The 24,957-nt window shown below is 58.3% G+C and carries 22 protein-coding genes; 18 read left to right on the top strand and 4 right to left on the bottom strand.

Features of this window, described 5'->3' with window-relative positions; all coding sequences use genetic code 11:
* Nucleotides 1-40 precede the first annotated feature (40 nt).
* Nucleotides 41-1,240: an ABC transporter substrate-binding protein gene (locus CFBP4996_RS27575; RefSeq protein WP_080855400.1), complete on the bottom strand. Its 1,200-nt coding sequence runs from the start codon at nucleotides 1,238-1,240 to the stop codon at nucleotides 41-43.
* Between the two features lie 318 nt (nucleotides 1,241-1,558).
* On the opposite strand from CFBP4996_RS27575, the gene CFBP4996_RS27580 reads away from it, so the two are divergent.
* The 12 genes from CFBP4996_RS27580 (at nucleotide 1,559) to CFBP4996_RS27640 (ending at nucleotide 12,897) form a co-directional block, all read left to right on the top strand.
* A complete protein-coding gene (locus CFBP4996_RS27580; protein WP_080855120.1) occupies nucleotides 1,559-3,556 on the top strand; it encodes an NADPH-dependent 2,4-dienoyl-CoA reductase in 1,998 nt (665 codons plus the stop codon).
* 91 nt (nucleotides 3,557-3,647) lie between these two features.
* Nucleotides 3,648-5,291: an AMP-binding protein gene (locus CFBP4996_RS27585; protein ID WP_080855121.1), complete on the top strand. Its 1,644-nt coding sequence runs from the start codon at nucleotides 3,648-3,650 to the stop codon at nucleotides 5,289-5,291.
* Nucleotides 5,292-5,312: 21 nt separating this feature from the next.
* Nucleotides 5,313-6,080, top strand: coding sequence for a glucose 1-dehydrogenase (locus CFBP4996_RS27590; RefSeq protein WP_080855122.1), 768 nt, complete (start codon nucleotides 5,313-5,315; stop codon nucleotides 6,078-6,080).
* 10 nt (nucleotides 6,081-6,090) lie between these two features.
* Nucleotides 6,091-6,861, top strand: a complete 771-nt coding sequence (locus tag CFBP4996_RS27595; RefSeq protein ID WP_080855123.1) for an enoyl-CoA hydratase-related protein — start codon at nucleotides 6,091-6,093, stop codon at nucleotides 6,859-6,861.
* A 51-nt stretch (nucleotides 6,862-6,912) separates the two neighbouring features.
* A complete protein-coding gene (locus tag CFBP4996_RS27600; RefSeq protein WP_080855124.1) occupies nucleotides 6,913-7,719 on the top strand; it encodes an alpha/beta fold hydrolase in 807 nt (268 codons plus the stop codon).
* 145 nt (nucleotides 7,720-7,864) lie between these two features.
* Complete coding sequence (locus CFBP4996_RS27605) at nucleotides 7,865-8,446, top strand: MarR family winged helix-turn-helix transcriptional regulator (RefSeq protein ID WP_080855125.1); 582 nt, start codon at nucleotides 7,865-7,867, stop codon at nucleotides 8,444-8,446.
* Nucleotides 8,447-8,569: 123 nt separating this feature from the next.
* Nucleotides 8,570-8,893 (top strand): DUF1330 domain-containing protein, encoded by a 324-nt coding sequence (locus tag CFBP4996_RS27610; RefSeq protein WP_080855126.1) that lies wholly within the window; start codon nucleotides 8,570-8,572, stop codon nucleotides 8,891-8,893.
* Between the two features lie 248 nt (nucleotides 8,894-9,141).
* Entirely contained in the window at nucleotides 9,142-10,692 is a 1,551-nt protein-coding gene (ilvA, locus tag CFBP4996_RS27620) for a threonine ammonia-lyase, biosynthetic (RefSeq protein ID WP_080855127.1), read from the top strand.
* Between the two features lie 255 nt (nucleotides 10,693-10,947).
* Nucleotides 10,948-11,184 carry a DsbA family protein gene (locus CFBP4996_RS27625; protein WP_205529301.1) on the top strand — a complete coding sequence of 79 codons (237 nt, stop codon included), beginning with the start codon at nucleotides 10,948-10,950 and terminating at the stop codon, nucleotides 11,182-11,184.
* A gap of 18 nt (nucleotides 11,185-11,202) precedes the next feature.
* Nucleotides 11,203-11,472 carry a Na+/H+ antiporter NhaA gene (locus CFBP4996_RS27630; RefSeq protein ID WP_121490359.1) on the top strand — a complete coding sequence of 90 codons (270 nt, stop codon included), beginning with the start codon at nucleotides 11,203-11,205 and terminating at the stop codon, nucleotides 11,470-11,472.
* A gap of 388 nt (nucleotides 11,473-11,860) precedes the next feature.
* Nucleotides 11,861-12,595 (top strand): AzlC family ABC transporter permease, encoded by a 735-nt coding sequence (locus CFBP4996_RS27635; RefSeq protein WP_080855128.1) that lies wholly within the window; start codon nucleotides 11,861-11,863, stop codon nucleotides 12,593-12,595.
* Nucleotides 12,592-12,897, top strand: coding sequence for an AzlD family protein (locus CFBP4996_RS27640; RefSeq protein ID WP_080855129.1), 306 nt, complete (start codon nucleotides 12,592-12,594; stop codon nucleotides 12,895-12,897). The genes CFBP4996_RS27635 and CFBP4996_RS27640 overlap by 4 nt, the downstream gene beginning before the upstream one ends.
* Before the next feature lie 137 nt (nucleotides 12,898-13,034).
* On the opposite strand, the gene CFBP4996_RS27645 is transcribed toward CFBP4996_RS27640, so the two are convergent.
* A complete protein-coding gene (locus CFBP4996_RS27645; RefSeq protein WP_080855130.1) occupies nucleotides 13,035-13,496 on the bottom strand; it encodes an Lrp/AsnC family transcriptional regulator in 462 nt (153 codons plus the stop codon).
* Nucleotides 13,497-13,662: 166 nt separating this feature from the next.
* Between CFBP4996_RS27645 and CFBP4996_RS27650 the strand changes: the two genes are divergently transcribed.
* The 6 genes from CFBP4996_RS27650 to CFBP4996_RS27675 all read left to right on the top strand — a co-directional run bounded on the left by CFBP4996_RS27650 (nucleotide 13,663) and on the right by CFBP4996_RS27675 (nucleotide 22,917).
* Complete coding sequence (locus tag CFBP4996_RS27650) at nucleotides 13,663-14,760, top strand: branched-chain amino acid aminotransferase (RefSeq protein ID WP_080855131.1); 1,098 nt, start codon at nucleotides 13,663-13,665, stop codon at nucleotides 14,758-14,760.
* A gap of 144 nt (nucleotides 14,761-14,904) precedes the next feature.
* Nucleotides 14,905-18,429, top strand: coding sequence for an indolepyruvate ferredoxin oxidoreductase family protein (locus tag CFBP4996_RS27655; protein ID WP_080855132.1), 3,525 nt, complete (start codon nucleotides 14,905-14,907; stop codon nucleotides 18,427-18,429).
* A 26-nt stretch (nucleotides 18,430-18,455) separates the two neighbouring features.
* Nucleotides 18,456-19,691, top strand: a complete 1,236-nt coding sequence (locus CFBP4996_RS27660) for an aminotransferase-like domain-containing protein (protein WP_080855133.1) — start codon at nucleotides 18,456-18,458, stop codon at nucleotides 19,689-19,691.
* 85 nt (nucleotides 19,692-19,776) lie between these two features.
* Nucleotides 19,777-20,748: a quinone oxidoreductase family protein gene (locus tag CFBP4996_RS27665; RefSeq protein WP_080855134.1), complete on the top strand. Its 972-nt coding sequence runs from the start codon at nucleotides 19,777-19,779 to the stop codon at nucleotides 20,746-20,748.
* Nucleotides 20,749-20,811: 63 nt separating this feature from the next.
* Entirely contained in the window at nucleotides 20,812-21,123 is a 312-nt protein-coding gene (locus CFBP4996_RS27670; protein WP_080855135.1) for a DUF1330 domain-containing protein, read from the top strand.
* A gap of 90 nt (nucleotides 21,124-21,213) precedes the next feature.
* Nucleotides 21,214-22,917, top strand: coding sequence for a glycoside hydrolase family 3 protein (locus CFBP4996_RS27675; RefSeq protein WP_233283471.1), 1,704 nt, complete (start codon nucleotides 21,214-21,216; stop codon nucleotides 22,915-22,917).
* 473 nt (nucleotides 22,918-23,390) lie between these two features.
* Here the strand turns inward: CFBP4996_RS27675 and CFBP4996_RS27680 are convergent, their stop codons facing one another.
* Both CFBP4996_RS27680 and CFBP4996_RS27685 read right to left on the bottom strand, forming a co-directional pair.
* Complete coding sequence (locus tag CFBP4996_RS27680) at nucleotides 23,391-24,320, bottom strand: TolB family protein (RefSeq protein WP_080855136.1); 930 nt, start codon at nucleotides 24,318-24,320, stop codon at nucleotides 23,391-23,393.
* A gap of 98 nt (nucleotides 24,321-24,418) precedes the next feature.
* Nucleotides 24,419-24,892: a heme-degrading domain-containing protein gene (locus CFBP4996_RS27685; RefSeq protein WP_080855402.1), complete on the bottom strand. Its 474-nt coding sequence runs from the start codon at nucleotides 24,890-24,892 to the stop codon at nucleotides 24,419-24,421.
* Nucleotides 24,893-24,957 lie beyond the last annotated feature (65 nt).

Below are 24,957 nucleotides of genomic sequence, written 5' to 3' on the forward strand. Positions count from 1 at the left end.
CCCGCGCATCGCGCGCGGACAGTGTTTCAGACGCTGGCTATCAGCGAAGGAGCGCGCATTCGCTCTCAGAGAGAGGCCGGAAGGCCTGATCTGCCGGAATGGTCGCGAGTTGCTTGTAAAGGTCCCAGGGACCTGAAGAGTCTGCAGGCTTCTTCACCTCGAAAAGGAACATGTCGTGCAGTTTGCGGCCGTCCTTTCGGACCGAACCCTTGCCAAAAGCCTCGTCTTCGGTCGGGAGCTCTTCCATCTTGGCGACGACAGCCTTTCCATCGTCCTTGGATGCACCGGCCGCGAGCGCCTTCAGATAGTGGAGTGTGGCGGAATATGCGCCAGCATGAACCTGGCTTGGCATCTTGTCTCCGGCACGTTCAGCGAAACGCTTGGAGAAGGAGCGGGTGTCGTCGTTGAGGTCCCAGTAAAAGGCTTCTGTCACAACAAGACCCTGAGCCGCCTGAATCCCGAGGCTGTGAACATCCGTAATAAAGACGAGAAGACCGGCCAACCGGATGCCGCTGCTGGTCAGACCGAACTCGGCAGCCTGCTTCACCGCGTTGATCGTGTCCGCGCCAGCATTCGCCAGCCCCACGACGTTGGCGCCGGAAGACTGAGCCTGCAAGAGATAGGATGAGAAATCCGGCGTGTTGATCGGATGACGGACGTTCCCGAGCACCTTGCCGCCTGCGGCCTCGACGAAGCGGGACGTGTCGCGCTCCATCGCGTGGCCGAACGCATAGTCGGCCGTTACGAAAAACCATTTGTCGCCGCCCGATCGTGCAAGAGCGTCGCCAGTACCCTTGCTCAACGCATAGGTGTCATATGTCCACTGCACTGTGTTCGCTGAGCATGCCTTGTTGGTGATGTCGGAACTCGCCGGACCCGATGCCAGGAATACCTTGTTGCTGTCTGTTGCCAGCTTGCTGACCGCGAGGGCAACAGCGGAACTTGCCACGTCGACGACCGCGTCGACGCCATCTTGATCGAACCATTTGCGAACGACGGCGGAACCCACGTCGGGCTTATTCTGGTGGTCAGCGGAAATGACCTCGACCTTGAAATCGGGATGCGACTTCTGGAATTCTTCCGCGGCCATCTGCGTCGCGATAACGGAACCCCTTCCCGACAGGTCGGCATAGGGCCCGCTGAGATCGGTCAAGACCCCTAGCTTGACCGCAGTTTCAGCCCAAGCGGGCCCGTGAAACGACACGAGCGCGCAGGCGACTAGTAGTCCCTTCAGTTTCATTTCCATCTCCTCCCTGAGAATGCGGCCATATGGGACGCCATCGACAAGGTAGCGAAATAGCCGGATCAATGTCAATATATTGATCTATATTTTTCAGGTTAAGGAAATTTCCATTGTGCGCCGCACAAATTGCGCCGCATAAAATGTTTGTTTTTCGGTAATATTGCCATATTCCCTATCGGGTTCCGTCAAGCAAAGTGCGGCATGGCTTTCTAAAGTTAAGCAAAGATATTGACATACTTTTCGCGCCGATTTAGGTTTTTATACAAGATGGCTTCCTGATAGGAGGGGGACGTTGGTTTGGGAGGAGCAATATCGATGAGCGAGGAATATTCCGCTCTGTTGAGCCCTGTTCGCGTAGGCGAGGTCACTTTGGCCAACCGCGTGGTAATGGGATCGATGCATACGGGCATTGAATGCCATCCGGAGCGATTTGAGCAGCTTGGCCGCTTCTATGCCGAGAGAGCCAAAGGCGGCGTTGGGCTTATTATCACCGGTGGGTTCGCCCCGACATTCGCGGGTCGCATGAAAGATGAGCCGGGAACCTTCGAGTCCCCCGACCAGGTGGCAGCCCATCGCAAGGTCGCTGATGCCGTTCACGCTGCGGGCGGGCGGATTCTCTTGCAGATTCTTCACGCCGGCCGCTATGGCTATCATCCGGCGATCGTTGCCCCCTCGGCGATCAAGTCGCCGATCAACCGTGACAGTCCGCGCGAGCTCCCTGCCTCCGAAATCGAAGAGACGATTACTGCCTACGCGAACACCGCACGGCTGGCAATCGAGGCCGGCTACGACGGCGTCGAGGTCATGGGCTCGGAGGGCTATCTGATCAGTCAGTTTCTGGCGTCCAGGACGAACCAGCGTGAAGACGAATGGGGCGGATCGCTGGAAAATCGGGCCCGCTTTCCCCTCGCGGTCGTTCGCGCTGTTCGGGACGCGCTCGGCGACAACGCTATCCTATCCTATCGCATTTCCGCGCTTGAGCTGATCGAAGGCGGTCTCACCGACGAAGAGACGGTCTGGCTCGCACGGCAGGTCGAACAGGCTGGGGCTGACTGTCTGTCGACAGGTATCGGCTGGCACGAATCCACCGTGCCGACGATCGCGGGGACCGTTCCCCATGCCGCTTTCGCAGAGGCCACGCGGCGGATCAAGGCGGCGGTGTCGATACCGGTCACTGCGAGCAACCGGATCAACCTTCCCGAGGATGCCGAGCGTCTCATCGCCGACGGCTCGGCCGATCTGATTTCGATGGCGCGCCCGTTTCTTGCCGATGCCGCTTTCGTCAGCAAGATCAGGCGGGGTCACCCCGAACAGATCAACATCTGTATTGCCTGCAACCAGGCTTGCCTCGATCACTACTTCACTGATCAGGTTATCAGTTGCTTGGTCAATCCGCGCGCCGCGCGCGAAGGAGAATTTTCCGACCTGCCGGCGGATCGCTCCAAGCGGATCGCCGTCGTCGGCGGCGGCGTCGCCGGCATTTCGGCGGCGCTGGAGGCTGGTCGGCGCGGTCACGACGTTACGCTCTACGAAGCCGGACCTGAGATCGGTGGACAATTCACGCTTGCCGCCCGTGTTCCCGGCAAGGAGGATTATGGCCGCGCCATCGAAGGTTTCAGGCGCCAGCTCGATGATGCCGGGGTGCATGTTCGCACGGGCCAGCGTGTCGGCATCGACACGCTTGGTCGCGAGAATTTCGATGATGTCGTCGTCTCGACCGGCGTCACGCCGCGGCTGCTCGATATCCCGGGCGCCGACGATCCGCGCGTCGTCGGCTACACCAGCATTCTTGACGGTTCGGTGAAGGCCGGTGAGCGGGTCGTCGTCATCGGCGCGGGAGGTATCGGGCATGACGTCGCGCTGTTTGCGGCGCTTGGCGACGATCACGAGCCTCAATCGATCAGAGAGTTCGAAGAGCGCTGGGGCGTCCACGGCAGACCGCAGCCGCACCCATCCAAACGCAGCGTCACGATGGTCAAGCGCTCGCCGGGTTCCTTCGGCCGCACGCTCGGAAAGAGCACCGGTTGGATTCTCAGGAAGGAGTTGAAAGACCTTGGCGTGCGCCAGATCGGCGAGGCCCGATATTTGAAGATCGATGCAGAGGGCCTGCATATCGAGGTGTCAGGCCAGATCGAAGTCTTGCCTGCCGACACGATCGTCGTTTGCGCGGGCCAGGAATCGGTACGCGGTCTTGCCGACGAGCTCGAGGCGCGCGGCCAATCGGTTCACATCATCGGCGGGGCGAAACTCGCGGGCGAACTCGACGCCAAGCGCGCGATCTACGAGGGCGCGGTGATCGGCAACAATATCTGAGCGGGCGGTTGGAGGCTCGCAACTGTCGGCTGTCGGCCCCAAGAGGCGACGCGCCCATCAAGCAACAAAGTGAAGCGGTCAGGAGGAATACGTGACACTCAATCTCGACGCAGATTTTCTACAAAGAAGGCCGGCGAACTTCAGGCCACTCACGCCGTTAAGCTTCCTGCTTCGCGCGGCGGATGTGTTTCCCGACCGCGTGGCGATCATTCATGGAGAAGAACGCCACACCTGGCGGCAGTATTCACAACGCTGCAAGCAGCTCGCATCGGCGCTGATGCGGACCGGCATTCGCAAGGGCGACACGGTTGCGATCCTGTCTCCCAACACGCCGGCGATGCTGGAAGCGCATTTCGGTGTGCCGATGTCGGGCGGCCTTCTCAATACGCTGAACATCCGTCTCGATGCTGCGGCCATCGCCTTCATCCTCGAACACTGCGAGGCCAAGGTCTTCCTCGTCGACAAACAGTTCAGCGGGGTGGCGCAGGATGCGCTGGCGCTGATGCAGAGCAAGCCGGTCGTGGTCGATATCGAAGACTCGCTTGCTGAAGGCGGCGAGCGCATCGGCTACTACACCTACGAGGAGTTCCTGAAGCGCGGTCATGCCGAGGATCCGGTCTACTGGCCGGAGGACGAATTCGAGGCGCTCGCACTGAACTACACTTCTGGCACAACCGGAAACCCCAAGGGCGTGCTCTACCATCACCGCGGCGCCTACCTGATTTCGCTCGGGCAGCTCCTGCATCACAAGATGGATGCCGACTCGGTCTATCTCTGGACCCTGCCGATGTTCCATTGCAACGGCTGGTGCTTTTCCTGGGCGATAGCGGCAGTCGGGGGCACCCATGTTTGCCTGCGCAAGGTCGTGCCCGAAGACATTTTTGCAGCGATCGAAACGCATAACGTCACGCATCTGTGCGGCGCGCCGACAGTTCTCGGCATGCTGATCGACAGTGGCAAGGCCGCCGGACGGAAGCTCTATCGTCCCGTCTCGGTCATGACCGCCGGAGCAGCTCCGCCTGCTGCGGTTTTGAAAGAGACCGAGGCCCTCGGTTTTATTGTCCGCCACGTCTATGGCTCGACCGAATTGCACAGCGTCACGACGCTTTGCGACTGGCATCGGGAATGGGACACACTGGATCCCGAAGCGCGGTCGAAGAAGATGGCGCGTCAGGGCGTGCGCACCGCTGTTACCGACGCAATGATGGTCGCAGACCCGATCACGCTCGAGCCGGTTCCCCACAATGGACTGGCGATCGGCGAGGTCCTGTTCCGCGGTAGCTTCGGCATGAAGGGTTATCTCAAGAACCCGGAAGCGACGGAAGAGGCTTTCAAGGGCGGCTGGTATCATACCGGTGACCTCGCCGTGGTCCATGAAGACGGCTACATCGAGATCAAGGACCGCACCAAGGACATCATCATCTCCGGCGGCGAGAACATCTCGTCGATCGAGATCGAGGACGTCCTCTTCAAGCACCCGGCCGTTTCATACGCTGCCGTCGTTGCCATGCACAGCGACCGCTGGGGCGAGCGCCCCTGCGCCTTCGTGGAACTCAAACCGGGTGCCTCAAACCAGATCACGGAAAAGGAGCTGCTCGATTTTTGTCGCGCCCGTCTCGCCAAATACAAGGTTCCGGACCGCGTGATCTTCGGACCGATCGAAAGAACGGCCACCGGGAAGGTGCAGAAGTTCAGACTTCGCCATCTCGTTCAAGAAACCGAAAAGAGCGCCTGACGCTCGAACATGGAGTAGACAATGAAAGGTTTGAAGGACCGCGTCGTGCTTGTCACCGGCGCCGCTGGGGGCATCGGCCGGGCGATATGCAATCGGTTCGTCGATGAGGGCGTCAAGCTCGTAGCCGCCGACGTCAACGAGGCGTCACTTTGCGAGTTCGCCCGCGAGCTTCGTGGCCGCGGCGGCGATGTCCTGCCGCTGGCGTTCGACATCACCAGCTATGAGGATGTCGTCGCGGCGACTGGCAAGGCGGTTGTCCATTTCGGAAAGATCGATGTTCTCGTCAACAATGCCGGCTGGGACATCGCCAAGCCCTTTCTCGACACCGAGCCGGAACTGTGGGACAAGATCATCGCGATTAACCTGCGCGGGCCGCTCAATCTGCACAAGGCGGTGCTTCCTCACCTGATTGCGGCCGGCGGGGGCAAGGTCATCAACATCGCGTCGGATGCCGGCCGGGTCGGCTCATCTGGCGAGTCCGTCTATTCGGCGTGCAAGGGTGGCCTGATCGCCTTTTCGAAGACTGTGGCGCGCGAATGCGCCCGCGACAATATCCGCGTCAATGTGGTGTGCCCCGGCCCCACTGATACCGCTCTGCTCCGCTCCTTCGTCGGCGAAGGAGAATACGGCCAGAAGATTTATGACAAACTGCAGAAGGCCATCCCGCTGAAGCGTCTCGGCCAGCCGGACGACATTCCCGGCATGATCGCGTTCTTCGCGAGCAGCGACGCGGATTTCATCACAGGCCAGGTGATCAGCGTGTCCGGCGGACTAACGATGCACGGCTAAGGAGCAAGATATGGACTATCAGGACATCATCTACGAGGTTCGCGAAGCAGCCGCCTGGATCACTATCAACCGGCCGGAGAAGTACAATGCCTTCCGCGGCCAGACCTGCGAGGAGTTGATCCATGCCATCAACAAGGCTGGATGGGACAAGGCGATCGCGGCGATCGTCCTCACCGGCGCTGGGCCGAAAGCATTCTGCACAGGAGGTGACCAATCCGCCCATGACGGTGCCTATGACGGTCGTGGCATCATCGGCCTTCCGGTCGAGGAATTGCAGAGCCTGATCCGGGATGTTCCGAAGCCAGTGATCGCTCGAGTCAACGGTTTCGCCATTGGCGGTGGGAACGTGCTTGTGACCTGCTGCGATCTCGCCATCGCCTCGTCCACCGCCGTCTTCGGCCAGGTCGGGCCAAAAGTCGGCTCGGTCGACCCGGGCTTTGGAACCGCGTTGCTCGCGCGCGTCGTCGGTGAAAAGAAGGCGCGCGAAATCTGGATGCTGTGCCGGCGGTATCCTGCCGAACAGGCCCTTCAGATGGGCCTCATCAATGCCGTTGTGGCGCCCGAGGAATTGGACGCCGAGGTGGATCGCTGGTGCGCGGAAATCGCCGCGCTGAGCCCGACGGCGATCGCCATCGCCAAGAAGTCCTTCAATCTGGACTCCGAGTCGATCCGTGGAATTTCCGGGATCGGCATGCAGGCGCTCAGCCTATTCTACCAGACCGAGGAATCGAAGGAAGGCGTTAGGGCCTTTCTTGAGAAGCGCGCACCCAAGTTCCGCTGACGGGGGCCAGCTATCCAGCCCAACCAGCACGACACAGAACGGATACCCACCATGCGAACAATCGAGATTGAAGGATCGTCGATCGAGCATGCCTGGTTCAGCTCTGAAACCGAGGAGAGCGATCGGTCGCGAAAGGCGCCGATCGTTTTCCTACATCACGGTTTTGGTTGCGTTGCGGACTGGAAGGGCTTTCCGCAGAAGGTGGCGCACATCACGGGCCATCCTGCATTGGCTTATTCCCGCCAGGGATGCGGCGGCTCGTCCCCACCTCCGAAGGTCCACGACGAGAACTACCTTCACGAGGAGGCACGACAATTCCTGCCGCGCCTACTCGACGCGCTTAGTGTCGAGCAATGCCATCTCTATGGCCATAGCGATGGTGCAACGATTGCGCTCCTCTTCGCATCAGCATTTCCTGATCGGGTGCGCTCGGCCGTCGTCGAGGCGCCGCACGTCTTCGCCGAACAGATCACCCTTGATGGAGTAAGGGCCCTGACTGAGCGGTTCGAAACAGATCCCTTCCTACTCCGGAAACTCGCTCGTTATCACCGCGACGCCGTCGGCGCATTCCAAGGATGGTCACAACCATGGTCACTTCCGCAATTCCGCGACTGGACGATTGTCGGTGAACTTGACAAACTGAGCTTACCATTGCTTGTGATTCAAGGCTCAAGTGATCCGTTTGGCACGATGGAGCATGCGCGCCTGATCGCCAGATGTGCCGGACGGCTACCGTCGATTCTGGAGCTCCCGGAGAGCGGCCACAATCCTCATATTGACGCCGAACAGGTCACACTCGATGCAGTGGCTGAGTTCCTGCACGGTGTGGAGGATGATACAGGATACGGCGCTCGGTAAGATTTGTAAGAATATACGGGCAGGTTTCTGCAGCTTCAGACGACGGATATAGTGGAAGGCGGACATTGTGACTAATAGAAATTTGAAGACCAGAAGGGCGCCAGCGCTCCAACGGTATGATTTCGACGGAGTATCGGAAAACGAAATGGCTGGACCGCACCACACATCTTCTCCGGCTCATCGTCGGCGACAGTCGGATGATGCCTTTGAACCCGATGATCATGTCGCTCCGCAGCGGACGCCGACACGCAACGCCGGCAATGACCAACTCAATAACCGCATGTTCTTCCGGCTCTTTCAGCTTGCCAACGAATTGCAACGGAAGTCCGTCCAGCAGCTCGGTATCACCACGGTGCAGTGGGCCGTCCTCGGCGCCCTCTCTCAGGAGAGGTTTGCGGACGGCATCCCCTTCGGGCAGCTCGGTGACTACCTCGTCGTGACGCGGCAGAATCTCGATGGCGTTATCAAGCGCCTCGAGCGGGATGGCCTTGTGCAGCGAGTCACCGGCAACGGGGACAAGCGCGCGCGTCTCGTCCAGCTCACTCCGCGTGGCCAGGACTACTGGAAAGAGACGCTTCAACGAATCTATCAATTTTACGACCAGGCGACGTCCCACTTCTCGTTCGACGATCGCGTGGCGTTTGTCCACTATATCAACCAGCTTCAGAGGGATCTCGGCAGTGTCGATCTGCCGCCGGAAGGGGTCCCCAAGCGGAACGGCAGTTGAGCTACCTCTCAGTCGTGCAGGTCCCGATTCTATCGATGAGATAACTGCGGTACGCCTCGGCCAGCCATGGCCTCAGTCTGACGGGAGCCCTGCAATTAGCGCCAATCTAAGGGAGGAATTCGAATGGCAAAAGGCTATTGGATCGCATTGGTCGATATCGACGATATCGAGGCATATAAGGCTTATGTGACGGCGAATGCGGTCCCGCTCAGGAAATACGGCGCTCGCTTCATGGTGCGAGGCGGCGCTGCGACCAATGTTGAAGGAACGGTTCGATCCCGGACGGTGGTTATCGAATTCCCTGACTATCAAAGCGCGCTCGACTGCTACCACTCGCCCGAGTATGCGGATGCCAAGGCACTCCGCGTCCACGTTTCAAAGGCTGATATCGTGGTTGCCGAAGGCTATGACGGTCCGCAACCCGACCAGATCCCGTCGACGGTTTGACGACGGGGAACGTCACGAACACCGCATACGATGTGTGCTCGTGGTACTCGACCTCTGCTTCGGCCGGCGCTGTGCGCTCGACCAGAGGACTGGCTTGGAGCCGATGTGGAAGGCCCATTCACCAGGAACCGATGGAGCTCGCGGACGATCTGCGCTTCGACCGTGAAAGTCATGGTCAGATAGGGATTGGCCCAGTCTCCGATCACGCAGCGCCGTTCGGCGTTATGACAAGTAGAAAGCGAGAACAGATGAGTAACAGTGGACCAACATTGAACGATTACGCGCAGAGCATCCTCACCGCCCGCGTGTACGACGTCGCGATCGAATCCCCACTTGAGCCGATGACGCGCCTTTCGGAACGTCTTGGGAGGCCTGTCCTTCTGAAGCGTGAGGACCTACAGCCCGTCTTCTCGTTCAAGCTTCGCGGCGCATACAACAAGATCGTCAAGCTCGATCCGCGCGCGAGAGAACGCGGCGTGATCTGCGCATCGGCTGGCAATCATGCGCAAGGCGTTGCCCTCGCTGCTGGCAAGCTCGGAATTCCGGCGACGATCGTGATGCCTCGCACAACACCTACCATTAAGGTCGAGGCCGTCAAGCGCCTCGGCGGCGACGTAGTGTTGCATGGCGATACGTTCGATGATGCGCAGGCTCGGGCGCGAGAGTTGGAAGTTGAACGAGGCCAAACCTTCGTTCATCCTTTCGACGACCCCGACGTTATAGCCGGCCAGGGAACGATCGGGCTGGAAATCCTGCGGCAGCATCCGGATGCGATCGAGGCGGTATTCGTTCCGATCGGTGGCGGCGGGCTTGCTGCCGGCGTCACTGCTTTTATCAAGTTCCTGCGTCCGTCGATCAAAGTCATCGGCGTGGAGCCATCCGACGCGGCGTCGATGGCTGCGGCTGTCTCGGCTGGCGAAACGGTGCTCCTAGACCAGGTAGGCCTCTTCGCGGACGGCGTGGCGGTTCGAAGGGTCGGCACCGAGACCTTCCGTCTCTGTAATGACCTGCTCGACGAGATCATTACGGTCGACATCGATGCGATGTGCGCGGCGATTAAGGATATCTTCGATGACACGCGGTCGATAGCAGAACCGTCCGGTGCGTTGGCTCTTGCCGGCCTCAAAGCCTATGTCGAACGGGGAGGGATTGGGAGCGGTGGTCTCATTGCTGTGAACAGCGGCGCAAACCTGAATTTCGATCGGCTTCGTACGATCGCCGATCGGGCAGAGGTCGGTGAGCACCGCGAGGCTCTTCTCGCAGTGACGGTTCCAGAAAAGCCCGGCAGCTACCGGCGTTTTATTAGGATTCTTGGGTCTCGGGCCGTGACCGAGTTCAACTATCGCTATGCAAACGGTTCTATGCCGGCGCAGCTTTTTGTCGGAATTGCACTCTCGCGCGGAGAGACCGAGAAAAAGGAGGTCATCGCCTTTCTCGAAGATGAAGGCTATCCGATCCTTGACCTAAGCGATAACGAAATGGCCAAGACACACGTCCGCTACATGGTCGGCGGTCGTGCGCCAAATCTCCAGAATGAGTTGCTGTACCGGTTTGAGTTTCCGGAGCGTCCGGGTGCGCTGATGAAGTTTCTCGAAAGCCTTGCCCCGGAGTGGAATATCTCCTTGTTCCACTATCGCAACCACGGCGCCGACTATGGGCGTATCTTGGCAGGCGTGGAAGTGGACCCCGGCGAGCGGGCCCGCTTCGTCAGTGCGCTCGATGCGCTTCGCTATCCATACTGGGAGGAAACAGAGAATCCCGCTTATCGTCTGTTTCTCTCGGGACAACGCAATACCTGAGGAGTCCCGAGGGAATCGATGGTCGTAATGAGGACAGTTTCACATCGGCTTCCTTCCTTGGCGCCGATTGCGGGCCCGCAACGGTATCGGTCGAACGAGAAAAGGATCGCTGAAATGTCGCAGGCGGAGTGCCAATCGACTGGATCGCTTGATTGCTGATGTGGTCGATCATATTTTGATCTCGACAGTGCACAGATCACGCTTGCCGAGTAGGGGAGCTATGCCTGTCCCTATTGCCGGGCAGCCAATAAGCACATCGCCGAGGCCCGCGATGAGCTCAGCGAGCGGTTGCGCTACGTCTTTCGCCACCGACCGCTGACAGGTAGTGACTTGGCACTGCGCGCCGCCGAGCTAGTGGAACGCACCAGGACCACTGAGGAATTTTGGGACGCGCATGTCAAGCTGATGACCCGCTCCCCGATGTCTTGGTGCCCCTGTTCATCCCGCCCCCCGCCTGCTGACCTCACCGCGCTCCAGCTCGGGTCAATTTGATCGTGCTGTCTGACGCCCATGGCGGCGACGTGTTACGACACGGATCCTCGACGCCAGCCTTGCGCGCTCCGACATAACCCACGATCGCTTGGAGCCGCCGATAGACCGTCTGCTGTGCCATGCCGGGGCCTGGTCGAACGATCTCGTGCTGTCGCTCTCGCTAATGCCAGCGTCGTCATCGCGGTCAAGCCAGCGGAATGCTCTTGGCGTCAGCTCGTCCGCGCGAGCATGCTTGCTGGCATTGGCTTCACAATGTCCATTTTTATCGCCGGCCTCACGCAGTTGTGACAGTGGTCAGTGCGTCCCATGTTGAGAAATGCGTAGAGCCGCCAGCAATGATGAAAAACAATGTGATGGCGCGCTCGCCCACCGCCAATGCAGAGAGTTTCCAGTTCGAGGGCGGTCCGCCCCTAACGTCTGCGGTCAACCCGAGCCAAAGCCGAAGGGCTGACAAAGATTCGAAATATTCGAGGCCTCCCAAGCAACAAGCGGATTGTTGCTTCGCTTGGCCGTATCGCCCTTACCAGTACAAAAGGGGCATAAGATTCCAACACTGGCGTTGTTTGGCACTTTCAATGCCGCCTGGACCTCAATATTTGGTTAACTTCGCAACCAAATGCCGCAGAACGTGGCGTAAAAACCCCACAAAACAACTCTGTCATGTCTGGACTTAAAAATGAGTATCTCGACCGAGATGGAAGCCATCGCGGGCTCTCTTCCTTCACAATTTCATCGGGGACTGCGGGATTCGCTGCCGGTTATGATCGGCTTTGTGCCCTTCGCCCTCGTTCTTGGCGCGCAAGCGACAGCAAGGGGCCTTAGCGGCCTTGAAGTACCGCTGTTGACAGGTCTCAATTTTGGTGGCGGCTCGGAGTTCGCTGCCATCGCACTCTGGACCTCGCCGCCGCATCTGTTGCTGATCGTTGGCGTAACGCTTCTGGTCAACAGCCGACACCTGCTGATGGGGGCAGCACTCGCTCCCTATCTTCGCCATCTCTCCCGTCGCAAAGCGCTGACTGTCCTGTTCTTCATGTGCGACGAAAGCTGGGCCATGAGCCTTGCGGATGTAAAGAAGCGCGAGCGTCAGTGCGAGAAGAGGGCCGCTTTCAGCCTCGGTTACTTCATGGGCGTGTCTGTTGGCCTATACGGCACTTGGGTTGTGTTTACGGCCGCGGGCGCGCAGCTTGGTCCCGTCCTCGGCGATATCACCGCCTATGGATTCGACATGGCCTTTCCTGCAGTCTTCTTTGTCCTTCTGGCAGGGATGTGGAAAGGAACCCGCGCTGCCCTCCCCTGGCTAGTCAGCCTTATCGTCGCCGTTGCGGTCGATCTCGCCTTCGCGGGCGCATGGTACGTTCCGGCGGGTGTAATTTCCGGCGTCGCGGTCGCATGGTTCGGAGCTCGTTCATGACCATCGCGCCCCTAACACTCGCAGCAATCTTGATGATGGCCATCGCGACCTGGCTCACTCGTGTCGGCGGTTATCTCGTTCTTGGAAACCGGACGCTCTCTCCGCGTCTTCGTCGCGTGATGGATATTGCGCCAGGTTGCGTCCTGATTTCGGTAATTGCGCCGCACTTCGCAACCGGCCATTCGGCGGACCTTGCCTCGCTGGCACTCACGTCTTTTGCCGCTAGTCGCTTGCCGTTGCTGCCCACGGTGCTGATTGGCGTCGCCAGCGCCGGCGTCCTGCGCCACCTGCTACCGGGGTGATAGTATGACTGCCTCCATATAGTGAATGTGGCCGTTCAATTGCAGCAGAGCGAGGATGTTGCGATCGACTCGGGCGAGATTGGCGACGGGCTCCGACATTTGAGCGGTACAAACTACGCTGTCTCCCGCCCGACAGTTCATATCGGTAACTCTGATGTCAGCTTGATCCTCTGCATCGGAATTTCCGTCTTGACGCTTTGCACACCCTTGATGCGCGTGAGGTGATTGATCTGGAATCGACGATAGTCTTCAAGATCGGATGCAACGACGCGCAGGATAAAGTCGCAATCCCCGGCCATCAGATGGCATTCCACGATCTGTGGTAAGCGCTTCACCTCTTCGGTGAAATGATCGACCGTGTCCACGTCTTGGCTGGTCAGCCAGATCCGTGCAAAGACAGTGAGGCCCATGCCGATCTTCGAAGCGTTGAGAAGAGCGACATAACGCTCGATGATGCCCGCTTCCTCGAGCTGCTTCACGCGCCGCAGGCAGGGAGACGGCGAGAGCCCGATCAGTTCGGCGAGCTCCGTGTTTTGGATGCGGCCATCTTTCTGCAGCTCTCGCAGTATCCGCCGATCGACATCGTCCAACTTACTCAATGGATTACCCCTCTCTCAATGAGGCATTGAATTGCCAGGATTTCTGAATTCTCGTCGTCCAATGCCAATAATGAAATTATTTCGAGCATAATAGCCACCAAATGCCAAGCGTTCTCCTGTATGAATCTCTTGAGCGCATTCACAAGCCGCTGATGAGGGAACATTAATGAAAAAAAACGGGGTACTGACTTTCGATGTAGAAAAACATCCTTATGCAGTATCACCTGCGGAACGTGATACTTTGTTGCAGAATCCGGGCTTCGGCAAGGTCTTCACCGATCATATGGTGACGATCAAATACTCATCGCGCAAGGGATGGCACAATTGGAAGATCGAGCCACGCAAGGCGCTCGCGCTTGATCCTGCAACCATTGCACTTCAGTATGCTCCCGAGATCTTTGAAGGCCTAAAGGCCTACCGCCTGCCAGATGGCGGGGCGACACTGTTTCGCCCGGACGCCAATGCGCGCCGTTTCCGCAATTCCGCCGACCGCCTCGCGATGACGGTATTGCCTGAAGAATTATTCGTGGAGTCTTGTCGCGCGCTGGTGCGGTTCGACCGCGACTGGATACCGTCCTCGGAGGGAGCTTCGCTTTATCTCCGGCCGTTCATGCTCGGAACGGAAGTTGCCTTGGAGACAAAGCCAGCCGCCGAGTATCTGTTTTGCGTCATCGCCTCACCTGTCGCATCGTATTTCAAGGGCGGCGCGCCGGCGGTCACGCTTTGGGTTTCGGAGAACTACACGCGCGCGGCTCCCGGCGGGACGGGTGCGGCCAAGTGTGGCGGCAACTACGCAGCAAGCCTTGCCGCTCAAGCCGAAGGGCAGCGGGAGGGTTGCGCACAGGTCGTCTTCCTCGACGCCGTCGAGCGGCGCTGGGTGGAAGAGCTTGGTGGCATGAACATCTTTTTCGTATTTGACGACGGCTCGCTGCAGACACCACCGCTCAGCGGCACGATCCTTCCGGGCATCACCCGCGACTCCCTTATTACCCTCGCCCGCGGCATGGGTCTGACGGTGCGGGAAGAGGCCTATACGATTGACCAGTGGCAGCATGATGCTCGAAGCGGTCGGGTGGCGGAGGCCTTCGCTTGCGGGACGGCCGCTGTGGTGACGCCGATCGGCAAGGTGAAGGGTCGCAACCACGACTTCACAATCGCAGACGGCAATCCTGGCCCGATCACCCAACGCCTCAAAGCGGCCCTGACCGATATCCAGTTCGGGCGAGCCCCCGACCCATATAGCTGGCTTGACCGGCTGTTCTGATCAGGTTTGGCTGCATCCCTTCGATACACCGTGAGCATTCCGCCGGCCTGAAATCCGTCCGGCAAGCACGCATCTGGGGAGAGCGGCGAACGGCCTGCACTTTGACATTTCGACAGTACCGAATACAACAAAAAGAGGGAAGTCATGACACAAGGGCCTGTTGCTCTCCGGGAGAATGCTACGCAGACGAAGACCAAGGCAGCGCTCGACGATGCTTACACCCGCACGGACGGGCGTATTTTTCTCGGCGGAGTCCAAGCCCTAGTCCGATTGCCCATCGTCCAGATCCAGAACGATCGCGCGCGCGGCCTCAACACCGCCGGGTTCATCTCCGGCTATCGCGGTTCGCCACTCGGGTCCTACGACGCCACGCTGATGAAGGCGAAGAAATATCTCGACCCTTATGAGATCGTCGTCCGACCCGCAGTCAACGAGGAGCTAGGGGCGACCGCCATCTGGGGTTCCCAACAACTGCACCTGTCGCCTGGTGCCAAGAAGGATGGTGTGTTCGGCATCTGGTACGGGAAGGGTCCAGGTGTCGACCGCTGCGCCGACGTCTTCAAACACGGTAATGCGGCCGGTACGTCAAAGCATGGGGGCATTCTCTGTCTGGCCGGTGACGACCATGGCGGCAAGTCCTCGCCTCTGCCGCATCAGAGCGACCAGGCCCTCATGGCGGCCATGATGCCGGTACTCATTCCCTCAGGCCCTGACGAAATCGTCACCATGGGCCTGCTCGGCATCGGAATGTCGCGCTATTCGGGCGCTTGGGTGGGTATGAAGGTGATCGCCGACACAGTCGAGGCGAATGCCGTTGTCGACCTTGCTGGGGAACGCCGAGAACTCATCCTGCCGACCGATTTCGAGATGCCGGCCGACGGCCTGAACCTTCGCTGGCCCGACGATCGTGTCAGCCAGGACCGCAGGCTGCATCTCTACAAGCTGGACGCCGCAACGGCCTTCGGCCGGGCCAATGGGGTGGACCGGGTGACGCTTCAATCACCCCGCACACGGCTCGGTATCGTCGCGTCGGGCAAGGCGCATGAGGAGGCGCTTGAGGCGCTGACTTTGCTTGGCATCGATCGGGAGATCGCCGCCCTGATCGGCATTTCCGTTCTGAAGATCGGTATGGCGTGGCCGCTCGATCCGGTGACGGTCGAGCGCTTTGTGCCGGAGGCCGAAGAAATCCTCGTTGTTGAGGAGCGCCGCGAGATTATCGAACACCAGATCAAGCAACAACTCTTCAACCAGCGGCGCGACACCTGGCCGCGCGTCGTCGGCAAGACTGACGAGAAGGGTGAACTGCTCCTGCCCCGATACGGCGATCTCTCGGTCGAACTGATCGCCAGAACGGTGGCCGCGCGGCTGGAATTGATGGGAATGCCCGATGATATCATCAGCCGCATCCGCTCTCGCGCCGACGCTCTTTCCGGCCGCCGCAAGGATATCGAGCAATATGAGGCGCCGGTGTCACGCCTGCCATATTTCTGCGCCGGCTGTCCGCACAATACCTCGACGAAGGTGCCAGAAGGAAGCCGCGGCCTCGCGGGCATTGGCTGTCACTGGATGGTCCAGTGGATGGGCCGGAGTACCGAAACCTTCACCCATATGGGTTCGGAAGGCGTGACTTGGGTGGGCGCCTCTCCCTTCACCGACGAGAAGCACATCTTCGTCAATCTCGGCGACGGGACATATTTCCATAGCGGCATTCTGGCGATCCGACAGGCGGTCTCGGCGAATGCGAACATCACCTACAAGATCCTGTTCAACGATGCCGTCGCCATGACCGGCGGGCAGGCCTTCGATGGGACCTTGAACGTGCCGACGCTCTCCCACCAAGTGGCTGCTGAAGGTGTAAAAGAGATCTACCTCGTATCCGCCACCCCGGAGGCGTTCGACAAGAACACCCTTGCGTCCGGAACCGTCGTCAAGCACCGCGACGAGTTGGATGCCGTGCAAAAGCACCTTCGTGACGTGCCGGGATGCACCGTCATCATCTATGACCAAGGCTGCGCGACGGAAGTGCGCCGCAAGCGGGCTCGCGGCACGCTGCCGAAACCGACCGAGTTCGCCTTCATCAATTCCGCCGTCTGTGAGGGATGCGGTGACTGTTCGGTACAGAGCAATTGCGTCGCCATCGAGCCGCTCGAGACGGAGATGGGCCGCAAGCGCGAGATCAATCAGTCGGTCTGCAATGTCGATCTGTCCTGCCTCAAGGGATTCTGCCCCTCCTTTGTGACGGTCGCCGGAGCGCGTCCGAAGACGCCGGGCAGCACGAAAGGGCCTGATACAGCTCTACCGGAGCCGATGGTGCGAGCCGTAACGCCCGAGCCGTTCAACATCGTGGTGACGGGCGTTGGGGGCACCGGTGTTCTGACCGTCGGCCACATTCTCGGCATGGCCGCGCACATGGACGGTTCTGCGTCCATGGTTCTCGACATGGCTGGTCTGGCGCAAAAGGGCGGCGCCGTCACCAACCACGTGCGAATCTCATCGGAGGTCGAGGCAGTCCGCTCACCACGTGTCGTGACCGGTGAGGCGGATCTTCTGCTCGCCCCCGACATTGTCGTGGCGACCGCCCCGACATCGGTTGAGCTTTTCGACGAGAAACGGGCCTATGGCGTGGTGAATTCCCATGTCACGCCGGTTGCTGGCTTCATCGCCAACCGGGATTTCGATTTCCGGCAGCACCTGATGGTGAAGCGCCTGAGCGAGCGGCTGCACGCACCCGATTTCGTGGATTTCCAGCAACTCGCCATGAAGACGCTGGGGAATGCGATCGCGGTGAACATGATGATGGTCGGCTATGCCTGGCAGAAAGGAGCATTGCCGATCACCGAGATTTCGATCCGCGACGCGATCACGCTGAACGGTGTGCAGGTCGACTTCAATCTTGCCGCCTTCGAATGGGGCCGCTTTGCAGCCGCCTATCCTGACCGCGTCGCGGAAATGCTCGCCGAGGGTCGCAAGAAGCCTGCCGCCGAATTGAGCCTCGACGAGATCCTGGATCATCGCACGTGGCACCTGACAGGCTACCAGGATGCGAAGCTCGCCGCGAAATATCGCGAGCGGGTCGAGCGGATCCGTGCCGCGGAGCGCGCTGTCTCCGACTCCGACCGCCTCACGAAGGCAGTGGCGATCCACTACGCCAACGTCCTTGCCTACAAGGACGAGTATGAGGTTGCGCGGCTTTACACGGCCCCTGAATTCCGCCGCGAGCTTGAACAGACATTCGACGGCAAGCCGACGCTCAAATTCCACCTCTCGCCGCCGCTGCTCGCCCGCAAGGATAGGAACACGGGACGGCCGCGAAAGATCGCGTTCGGGCCCTGGGCGCTATCCCTGTTCCGAGTGCTGGCGAAAGCCAAGTCGCTCAGGGGGACCCCGCTCGACGTGTTTGGCTACTCTGCCGAACGGAAGCATGAGCGCGAGCTCATTGCCTGCTACGAGGCAGCGCTCGACCTGATCGCAGTTGGCCTCAAGAAGGAGAACCATGCACAGGCGGTGGCGCTTGCGACTGCGCCGAGCGCCGTGCGCGGCTTCGGCCCGGTGAAGGAGCAGGGTTTCGAGAAGTTCAACAAGGATTGGCCGGATCTTCTGGCGAAGTTCCACGAACCGCCAATCAGGTCGAACAACGGCAACCAAAACATCGAAGTAATATCGGCCTGACCAAGCGGCTCCGGGAGAGTATTGCCATGACCAGATTGGCCCTGAAATCCACCCACGGCATCATTTCACCGCCGTCCTTTTGCCCTTGGCTGATGAAGACGAACGACCTAACTAGCCGTTTCGTTGCAGCGGGGCGCATCCCCGGATTGATCAATATCGCCGGCGGCCTGCCAGCGCTGGAGACCTTCCCGAGCGCTGAACTCGCGGATCTCTCTCGCAGGGTGATCCTCGACCATCCTCACGAATGTCTCGGCTACGGCCCGACCGATGGTCTGCCCGAACTGCGAGACGCGATCGCTGCCCGGTTCAACTCAGAGGATTTGCATCTGCGCCGCGAGAATGTCCTGATTACCGCGAGCGGGACCCAGAGCCTCGACATCATCGGCAAGACGCTGATCGAACCTGGCGGAATCATTGCCGCTCAGTTCCCAAGTTATGTCGGCGCAATGGATGCCTGGCGGCCCCGGGAGCCGCACTACCGCGATGTGGTGTTCGGAAATAGCGAAGCCGATCTTGGCGCGTCCTTTGCGGGCGCGCAGTTCGCCTATACCGTGCCCAATTTCTCGAACCCGACCGGCAAGCTGGTCGATCTTTCCGCGCGCGAGGCCATCGTCGACGCAGCACATCGGACGGGCGTGTGGCTAGTCGAGGACGATCCCTATGGAGTCCTGCTTTATGACGGAAAGCCACTGCCGACCCTGATCGAGCTTTCGGCGCGGTCGTCGCGAGGCGAAGTTTACGACGGCCGCGTCATCTACATGGGAAGCTTTTCGAAGGAGCTGGCTCCCGGCCTGCGTATCGCCTGGATCATTGCCGCGCCGGAGGTGATCCGTGCGCTCGCCACTGCCAAACAGGGGACGGACCTCTGCTCGAGCGGCCTCAATCAGCGCGTTGGACTTGCGGCGATGCAGGACGGTCTGGTGGAGCGGATGCGACCGGGTATCGTCCAGCTCTACCGAGAGCGTCGTGACGCTCTCTGCGCGGCCATGACCGAACACTTGGCCGAGTGGTTCGAATGGGAGGTGCCGGTCGGTGGCATGTTCGTCTGGGCGACAGCACGCGACACCTCAATCGACACCGACCATCTTGTTGCGAAAGGTATGGAGGCGGGTGTCCTCGTCGGTCCAAGCAGCGTCTTCGATCCTTGGGGCAAGAATCGTCACGCCATCCGCCTGAACTTCACACTGAACTCGCCCGAGAAGCTCGTGGAAGGCGTTCGGCGTCTCGCCGGCGCCGTTCGGAGTATGGGAGAACAGCCGTAACGCTGCTGCTCACGGTCGAACGACCCCACAACAAGTTAATCACTCCGCGCTATCACTGCGCGCAAATCCCAGGGAGGAAACATTCGTGGCCAAAGTCGTTACCATTCACCGCGTTGGCGGTCCGGAGGCTCTATCTTACGAAGATGTTGAGGTGGGAGCGCCGGGTCCGGACGAACTACGGATTAGGCAGTCGCAGTGCGGCGTGAATTTCATCGATACCTACTTTCGGTCGGGTCTTTATCCAAGGCCCCTGCCCTTCATCATCGGACAGGAGGCGGTCGGAGAAATCGTGGAGCTCGGTTCAAACGTGTCCGGCTTCGCCGTCGGCGACAGGATCACTTATTCGACGATGGAAGGCGGAGGTTACGCATCCGAACGTCTCATCTCGAGGGACATGGCCATCAGGGTGCCGGAATGGGTGAGCGATCAGGCGGCTGCTGCGCTGACGATGAAGGGACTCACCGCCCAGATGCTCCTTCGCCAGACCTACAAGGCCGGACCCGGCACGGTCATGTTGGTCCATGCTGCCGCTGGCGGCGTCGGTACTATCCTGTCGCAATGGGGCGCATATATCGGCGCGACCGTTATCGGGACAGTAGGATCCGAGGAGAAGATGCAGGTCGCCCGTGACAACGGCTGCGCCGAAGTGATCGACTATTCGCGCGAGAACTTCGCGGATCGTGTCAGGGAAATTACCCGGGGCGAGCTTTGCGACGTCGTTTATGACGGTGTCGGCAAGACGACGGCGACCGGCTCCCTCGACAGCCTGAAGCCGCTCGGCATGTTCGTCAGCTACGGTAACGCTTCAGGCCCGGTCGAGAGTTTCAGTATGCTCGAACTGGCCAAGCGCGGCTCGCTGTTTGCAACGCGCCCTATGATGCCTCACTATGCTTCGACGCCGGCAAAGCGGGACGCGATGATCAAAGAGTTCTATGCGCTCTTGAAGGACGGAGCGATCCGGAACCCGCCGATCAAGGAGTTTGCCCTACAGGACGCCGCCCAGGCGCACCGTGAACTCGAGGGTCGCGCGGCGGGTTGCTTCGTCCTCGTCCCATGAAAATCAGGTGGAGAACGGCCATAGCGGCGAAGCTTCACCTTCAAAATCGAAGGAGGAATATCAATGGCAAAGGGATATTGGATCGGAATGGTCGACGTCGACGACCCTGAAGCCTACAAGGCCTATGTCGCGGAGACCGCGAACACATACAAGAAATACGGTGCCCGGTTCGTCGTGCGGGGCGGAACCGCGACCACGGTCGAGGGGAAAGCAAGATCCCGGATCGTCGTTGTCGAGTTCGCCGACTACGAGACAGCGCTGGTTGCGCGCAACTCCCCGGAATATGCAAAGGCTAAGGCGCTGCGGGAAAACATCTCGCAGGCGGATGTCGTCGTAGTCGAGGGCTACGATGGTCCACAGCCGAACGACAATTAGCAACAACAGGCCAACAAAAAATATAGACCAGTTCCATTTGGAGCGACAATATTACGAGATACTAGTTCTCGATATTCCGGCTAAAAGGCCTTGATTTTCTTCCACCTTTACCATTTTCTTATGAAAAACCGGATCATCATGTCCATGAACTTTGAAAACTGGCGTACGATACTAGCTGGAAAGCCTTTCGATCTTGACAGCGAAGGGATAAACTGGGTCTTTAAGACAATTTCCCAGATGACAACCGAGGAAAAGGTCGGGCAAACGTTTTTGCCGCTCGTTCGCGATTTGTCTACCGAAGCTATGGAACAATTGCTTCGCATGCAAGTGGGGGGTATTCATCGAATGCCGTCTCGACCGCGCGATATTCTTCGCGCGAACGCAGAGTATCTCAATGGAAAAAGCAGCGTGCCATTGCTTTTTTCAGCAGACCTTGAGTTTTCCGAAAAGGGAAGCTTTGTCGATGGTACGCGGTTAACCAATCAGATGGGCGTAGCTGCGACGGGAGATATGAAAGCGATCGAGCGCATGGCAGAAATTGCTGCGATAGAAGGACGATGGTGCGGATTCAATTGGACCTTCACGCCAGTCGTCGATATCGACTTCAACTTTCGCAGTTCCGTCGTCAATACGCGTTCGTTCGGTTCGACACCTCCTGCTGTTGCCAGTGCCGCCGAGCGTTATATCCATTCGATTCAACGACATGGCATGGCAGCCTGCGCCAAGCATTGGCCCGGAGATGGTTTAGACGAGCGCGACCAGCATTACGTCACGACGGTGAATAGTCTTCATGCGGATGAATGGCGCGCCACGTTTGGGAAAGTTTACCGTCAGGTCGTTGATGCCGGCGTCAAAACAATTATGGCCGGTCACATTGCTCTTCCTGCTTTTCAGAGCTCCCCCGGAAGGGCCGCGAGCCTGGATCCAGATCTTTTGAAGCTGCTTCGGCAGGAAATTGGCTTTCGAGGCCTCATTGTGTCAGATGCCGCACCTATGGTCGGTTTTCTTTCACAAGGCAAACGCGCTGATTTGATGCCGGCGTGCATACAAGCCGGCTGCGACATCCTGCTTTTTCCCGACCGATTGGAAGACGATTTTCACTCTGTGATGAAGGGCCTGGATCGGGGAATCCTTACAATTAGTCGGTTGGACGAGGCCGTCTTGCGTATTCTTGCTCTCAAAGCATCACTCGGACTTCACTCTTCTACACAATTGACGGATTTCAGCACTGTTAGCTTATTGGAGCACCAGTCGTGGGCTAAAGAGATCGCCGATCAGTCAGTGACGTTGGTGCGCGACGAACAGCAGTTATTGCCCATGACGTTGGAGAAATATCCGCGCATACTCATCCTGGAAGTGGAAAACCGCTTAAGCCCCTCCGGCGTTTTGCCTCCATTGCAGGTCGCAGAACTATTTCGCAAGCGGGGTTACGAGGTGACCATTCACAAGTCTGGTGCAGATATCGATTTCAAACAATACGACATAGCTCTTTATCTGGTCGCTGAAGAAGGACTTTCAGGTAAATTACACCGACTGCAACCAGATTGGGGTGCCTTACATGGGCCCTTCCCAAGTAGCCTTTATCGGTTGTGGCAGGACATTCCTGCTGTGATGGTATCCTTTGGAAGTCCATATCATCTCTACGACGCTCCCGAATGCCCCACATTGGTCAACGCCTATTCCGCCGTTGATGATGTACAAAATGCGGTAGTCCGCGCGTTGACACGAGAAATCGATTTTCGTGGACAGTCGCCTGTCGACCCATTCGCTGGCCTTTCACAGGGCCGGAATTAGGCTACACCCACGGACACGCGCTCTGAGCTCTAAGAACTGGGTCGTTTTGTTTGTTGTTTTTCCCGCCAGATTCTCAACTGAAAATAGGACCCGTAGCGATGAGGTGCTCACGATAAGAATAACCTCTAAAGAAGATCACCGCCGATCTGACGCCGCAGGATATCAACCGCCGAAAACCCCAACCCCTGCCGGCAAGCGCTAGCTGATCGTTAGGATGCTGGGGCTTGCGTTATATCGATCCGGCCACCGCAGGGTAGTGACGTTTGGCTCCGCCACTTGTGAGGTCGTCCGGTGCGCATGATTTCCTGCTCACAGAATACAGCTCTTCGGCTTTCAGTAGATGTCATAAGTTGAAATATTCCTTGGTGATATGGAGCGAACCCCAGGGCTAGACCAGAGAGGCGAAATCTTGAGCTTCTGCTCGTCGCGCCATCGGACGATGTTCTTTCCCGAGAATCTCGAGTCTAGTTGAGTTAGATCGCGGATGCCTCAGGGTATTCCACATAGGCAAAGGTGCGGCTGTCTGGAGCCCAACTGTTTACATTTATGGTTCCCTGTCCGCCAAAAAAACTCACTAGGTCCCGAATTTCACCACCCTCTGCCTTCATGAGGCGTATAATAACGTCTTTGTCTGCCGGATGGCCCCGCGTTCCCGGCGGATAGCTAAGAAACACGACGTGTTCTCCATCCGGGGAAATATGGGGGAACCAGTTGACACGATTATCATATGTCATTTGTTGTATCCCTGATCCATCACGTTTCATGCGAAAAATCTGAGCATGTCCAAGTGTTTTCGACGTTAACTCGGAATTAAAATAAATCCATTTCCCGTCTGGCGAATATTCAGGCCCGTCATTGGCTTTTTCAGTATCGGAAAGTCGTTTGTCCTCTCCGCCATCGGCTGGAATTGTGAATATATTTCTGCGGGCCGCAGGTTCAGAGCCTTCAATTGCAACGAAAGCGAGTTCCGTGCCGTCAGGTGAAACACCGTGAAGAAAATAGCGAAAGGGCTCAGAATGTGTATTTGACACTCGGACGGGATTGCCTCCAGCACTATCCAGTTTGTAGAGATGCCCATCATTCGCGCTGACGTAAAACCATTCTCCGTCAGGAGATATAAGGTGATCGTTGTTAAGGTTTGAGAGCGTGCCAGTATCAATCAGTTGTGGAATAGATCCAGCAATCGGAAACCGCCATAGCTGTCCCCCTGCATTGAAGATCAAAAACTTCCCGTCAGGTGTCCAATTGGGTGCCTCCAAAAGACTATTCGTCACAAAGAGTTCGTGTCTTTCTCCCGTAATGATATCGAAAGTACAAAGTACTGAGCGTTGTGTGGGCGATAGCTGCCTGCCATAGGGAGAAATGCGAAATTCAGCTATCCCACGTTCCGAAGAGTTTACCATTCCATCTTCCATCAATATTTAATGAGTTGGTTAGTAGGCTTTTTTATCAAGGATAAAGGAGCGATAATTCCAAGAATATAGAGGGATATTTATAGAATTTACTGTGCTTTGATCAATTCCGACAGGCAATCCGTTACGAGCAGATGATCTTGTACGTCAGGCAATCCGCTCACGCCGGCCGAACCAATAAACGTGCCTCCCTTCAGGAGGATCGGAACTGCACCGCCGCTCGCGCCGTAGTCGGCGGCAGCAAGCCGGAACCTCGTGTTGAAGTCGTAGCCTTTTTCCTCAGCCTGTAATCGCACATAAAGCGAACTCTGATGGAACCGATGCACGACAGCGCACTTGCGTCGGACCCAGTCAAAATTGTCAATCGTTGCTCCTGGAGCAAGTGCGGAGAAAACAATATCGGTTCCATGCCTAATCTGAATTGCAATCGGAAGCTTTTCCGCTCGGCCCAAATGATAGATTCGACTGCCGAGTTCCCATGCAAACGCATAGTCGAATTTTGATATCTGCAAGCGTTCTTGTTGCTCCAGCAATTCGGATATGGACGGAACGTCACTATTCAAGCTGATCTCCATTTTAACGAGGGGGTGGTACAAGCCGGCAGACGGTGTCATGTCGGGTTTGAAGT

Source organism: Agrobacterium leguminum (assembly GCF_005144435.2).
GTDB lineage: Bacteria > Pseudomonadota > Alphaproteobacteria > Rhizobiales > Rhizobiaceae > Agrobacterium > Agrobacterium leguminum.

Excerpts from the sequence above, each read along its gene's own strand:
- CFBP4996_RS27600 (WP_080855124.1), top strand. The coding sequence starts at position 6,913 with ATGCGAACAATCGAGATTGAAGGATCGTCGATCGAGCATGCCTGGTTC.
- CFBP4996_RS27680 (WP_080855136.1), bottom strand. The coding sequence starts at position 24,320 with ATGGTAAACTCTTCGGAACGTGGGATAGCTGAATTTCGCATTTCTCCC.
- CFBP4996_RS27610 (WP_080855126.1), top strand. The coding sequence starts at position 8,570 with ATGGCAAAAGGCTATTGGATCGCATTGGTCGATATCGACGATATCGAG.
- CFBP4996_RS27640 (WP_080855129.1), top strand. The coding sequence starts at position 12,592 with ATGACCATCGCGCCCCTAACACTCGCAGCAATCTTGATGATGGCCATC.
- CFBP4996_RS27575 (WP_080855400.1), bottom strand. The coding sequence starts at position 1,240 with ATGAAACTGAAGGGACTACTAGTCGCCTGCGCGCTCGTGTCGTTTCAC.
- CFBP4996_RS27595 (WP_080855123.1), top strand. The coding sequence starts at position 6,091 with ATGGACTATCAGGACATCATCTACGAGGTTCGCGAAGCAGCCGCCTGG.
- CFBP4996_RS27655 (WP_080855132.1), top strand. The coding sequence starts at position 14,905 with ATGACACAAGGGCCTGTTGCTCTCCGGGAGAATGCTACGCAGACGAAG.
- CFBP4996_RS27660 (WP_080855133.1), top strand. The coding sequence starts at position 18,456 with ATGACCAGATTGGCCCTGAAATCCACCCACGGCATCATTTCACCGCCG.
- CFBP4996_RS27580 (WP_080855120.1), top strand. The coding sequence starts at position 1,559 with ATGAGCGAGGAATATTCCGCTCTGTTGAGCCCTGTTCGCGTAGGCGAG.
- CFBP4996_RS27650 (WP_080855131.1), top strand. The coding sequence starts at position 13,663 with ATGAAAAAAAACGGGGTACTGACTTTCGATGTAGAAAAACATCCTTAT.
- ilvA (WP_080855127.1), top strand. The coding sequence starts at position 9,142 with ATGAGTAACAGTGGACCAACATTGAACGATTACGCGCAGAGCATCCTC.
- CFBP4996_RS27670 (WP_080855135.1), top strand. The coding sequence starts at position 20,812 with ATGGCAAAGGGATATTGGATCGGAATGGTCGACGTCGACGACCCTGAA.
- CFBP4996_RS27605 (WP_080855125.1), top strand. The coding sequence starts at position 7,865 with ATGGCTGGACCGCACCACACATCTTCTCCGGCTCATCGTCGGCGACAG.
- CFBP4996_RS27590 (WP_080855122.1), top strand. The coding sequence starts at position 5,313 with ATGAAAGGTTTGAAGGACCGCGTCGTGCTTGTCACCGGCGCCGCTGGG.
- CFBP4996_RS27630 (WP_121490359.1), top strand. The coding sequence starts at position 11,203 with ATGGCGGCGACGTGTTACGACACGGATCCTCGACGCCAGCCTTGCGCG.
- CFBP4996_RS27635 (WP_080855128.1), top strand. The coding sequence starts at position 11,861 with ATGAGTATCTCGACCGAGATGGAAGCCATCGCGGGCTCTCTTCCTTCA.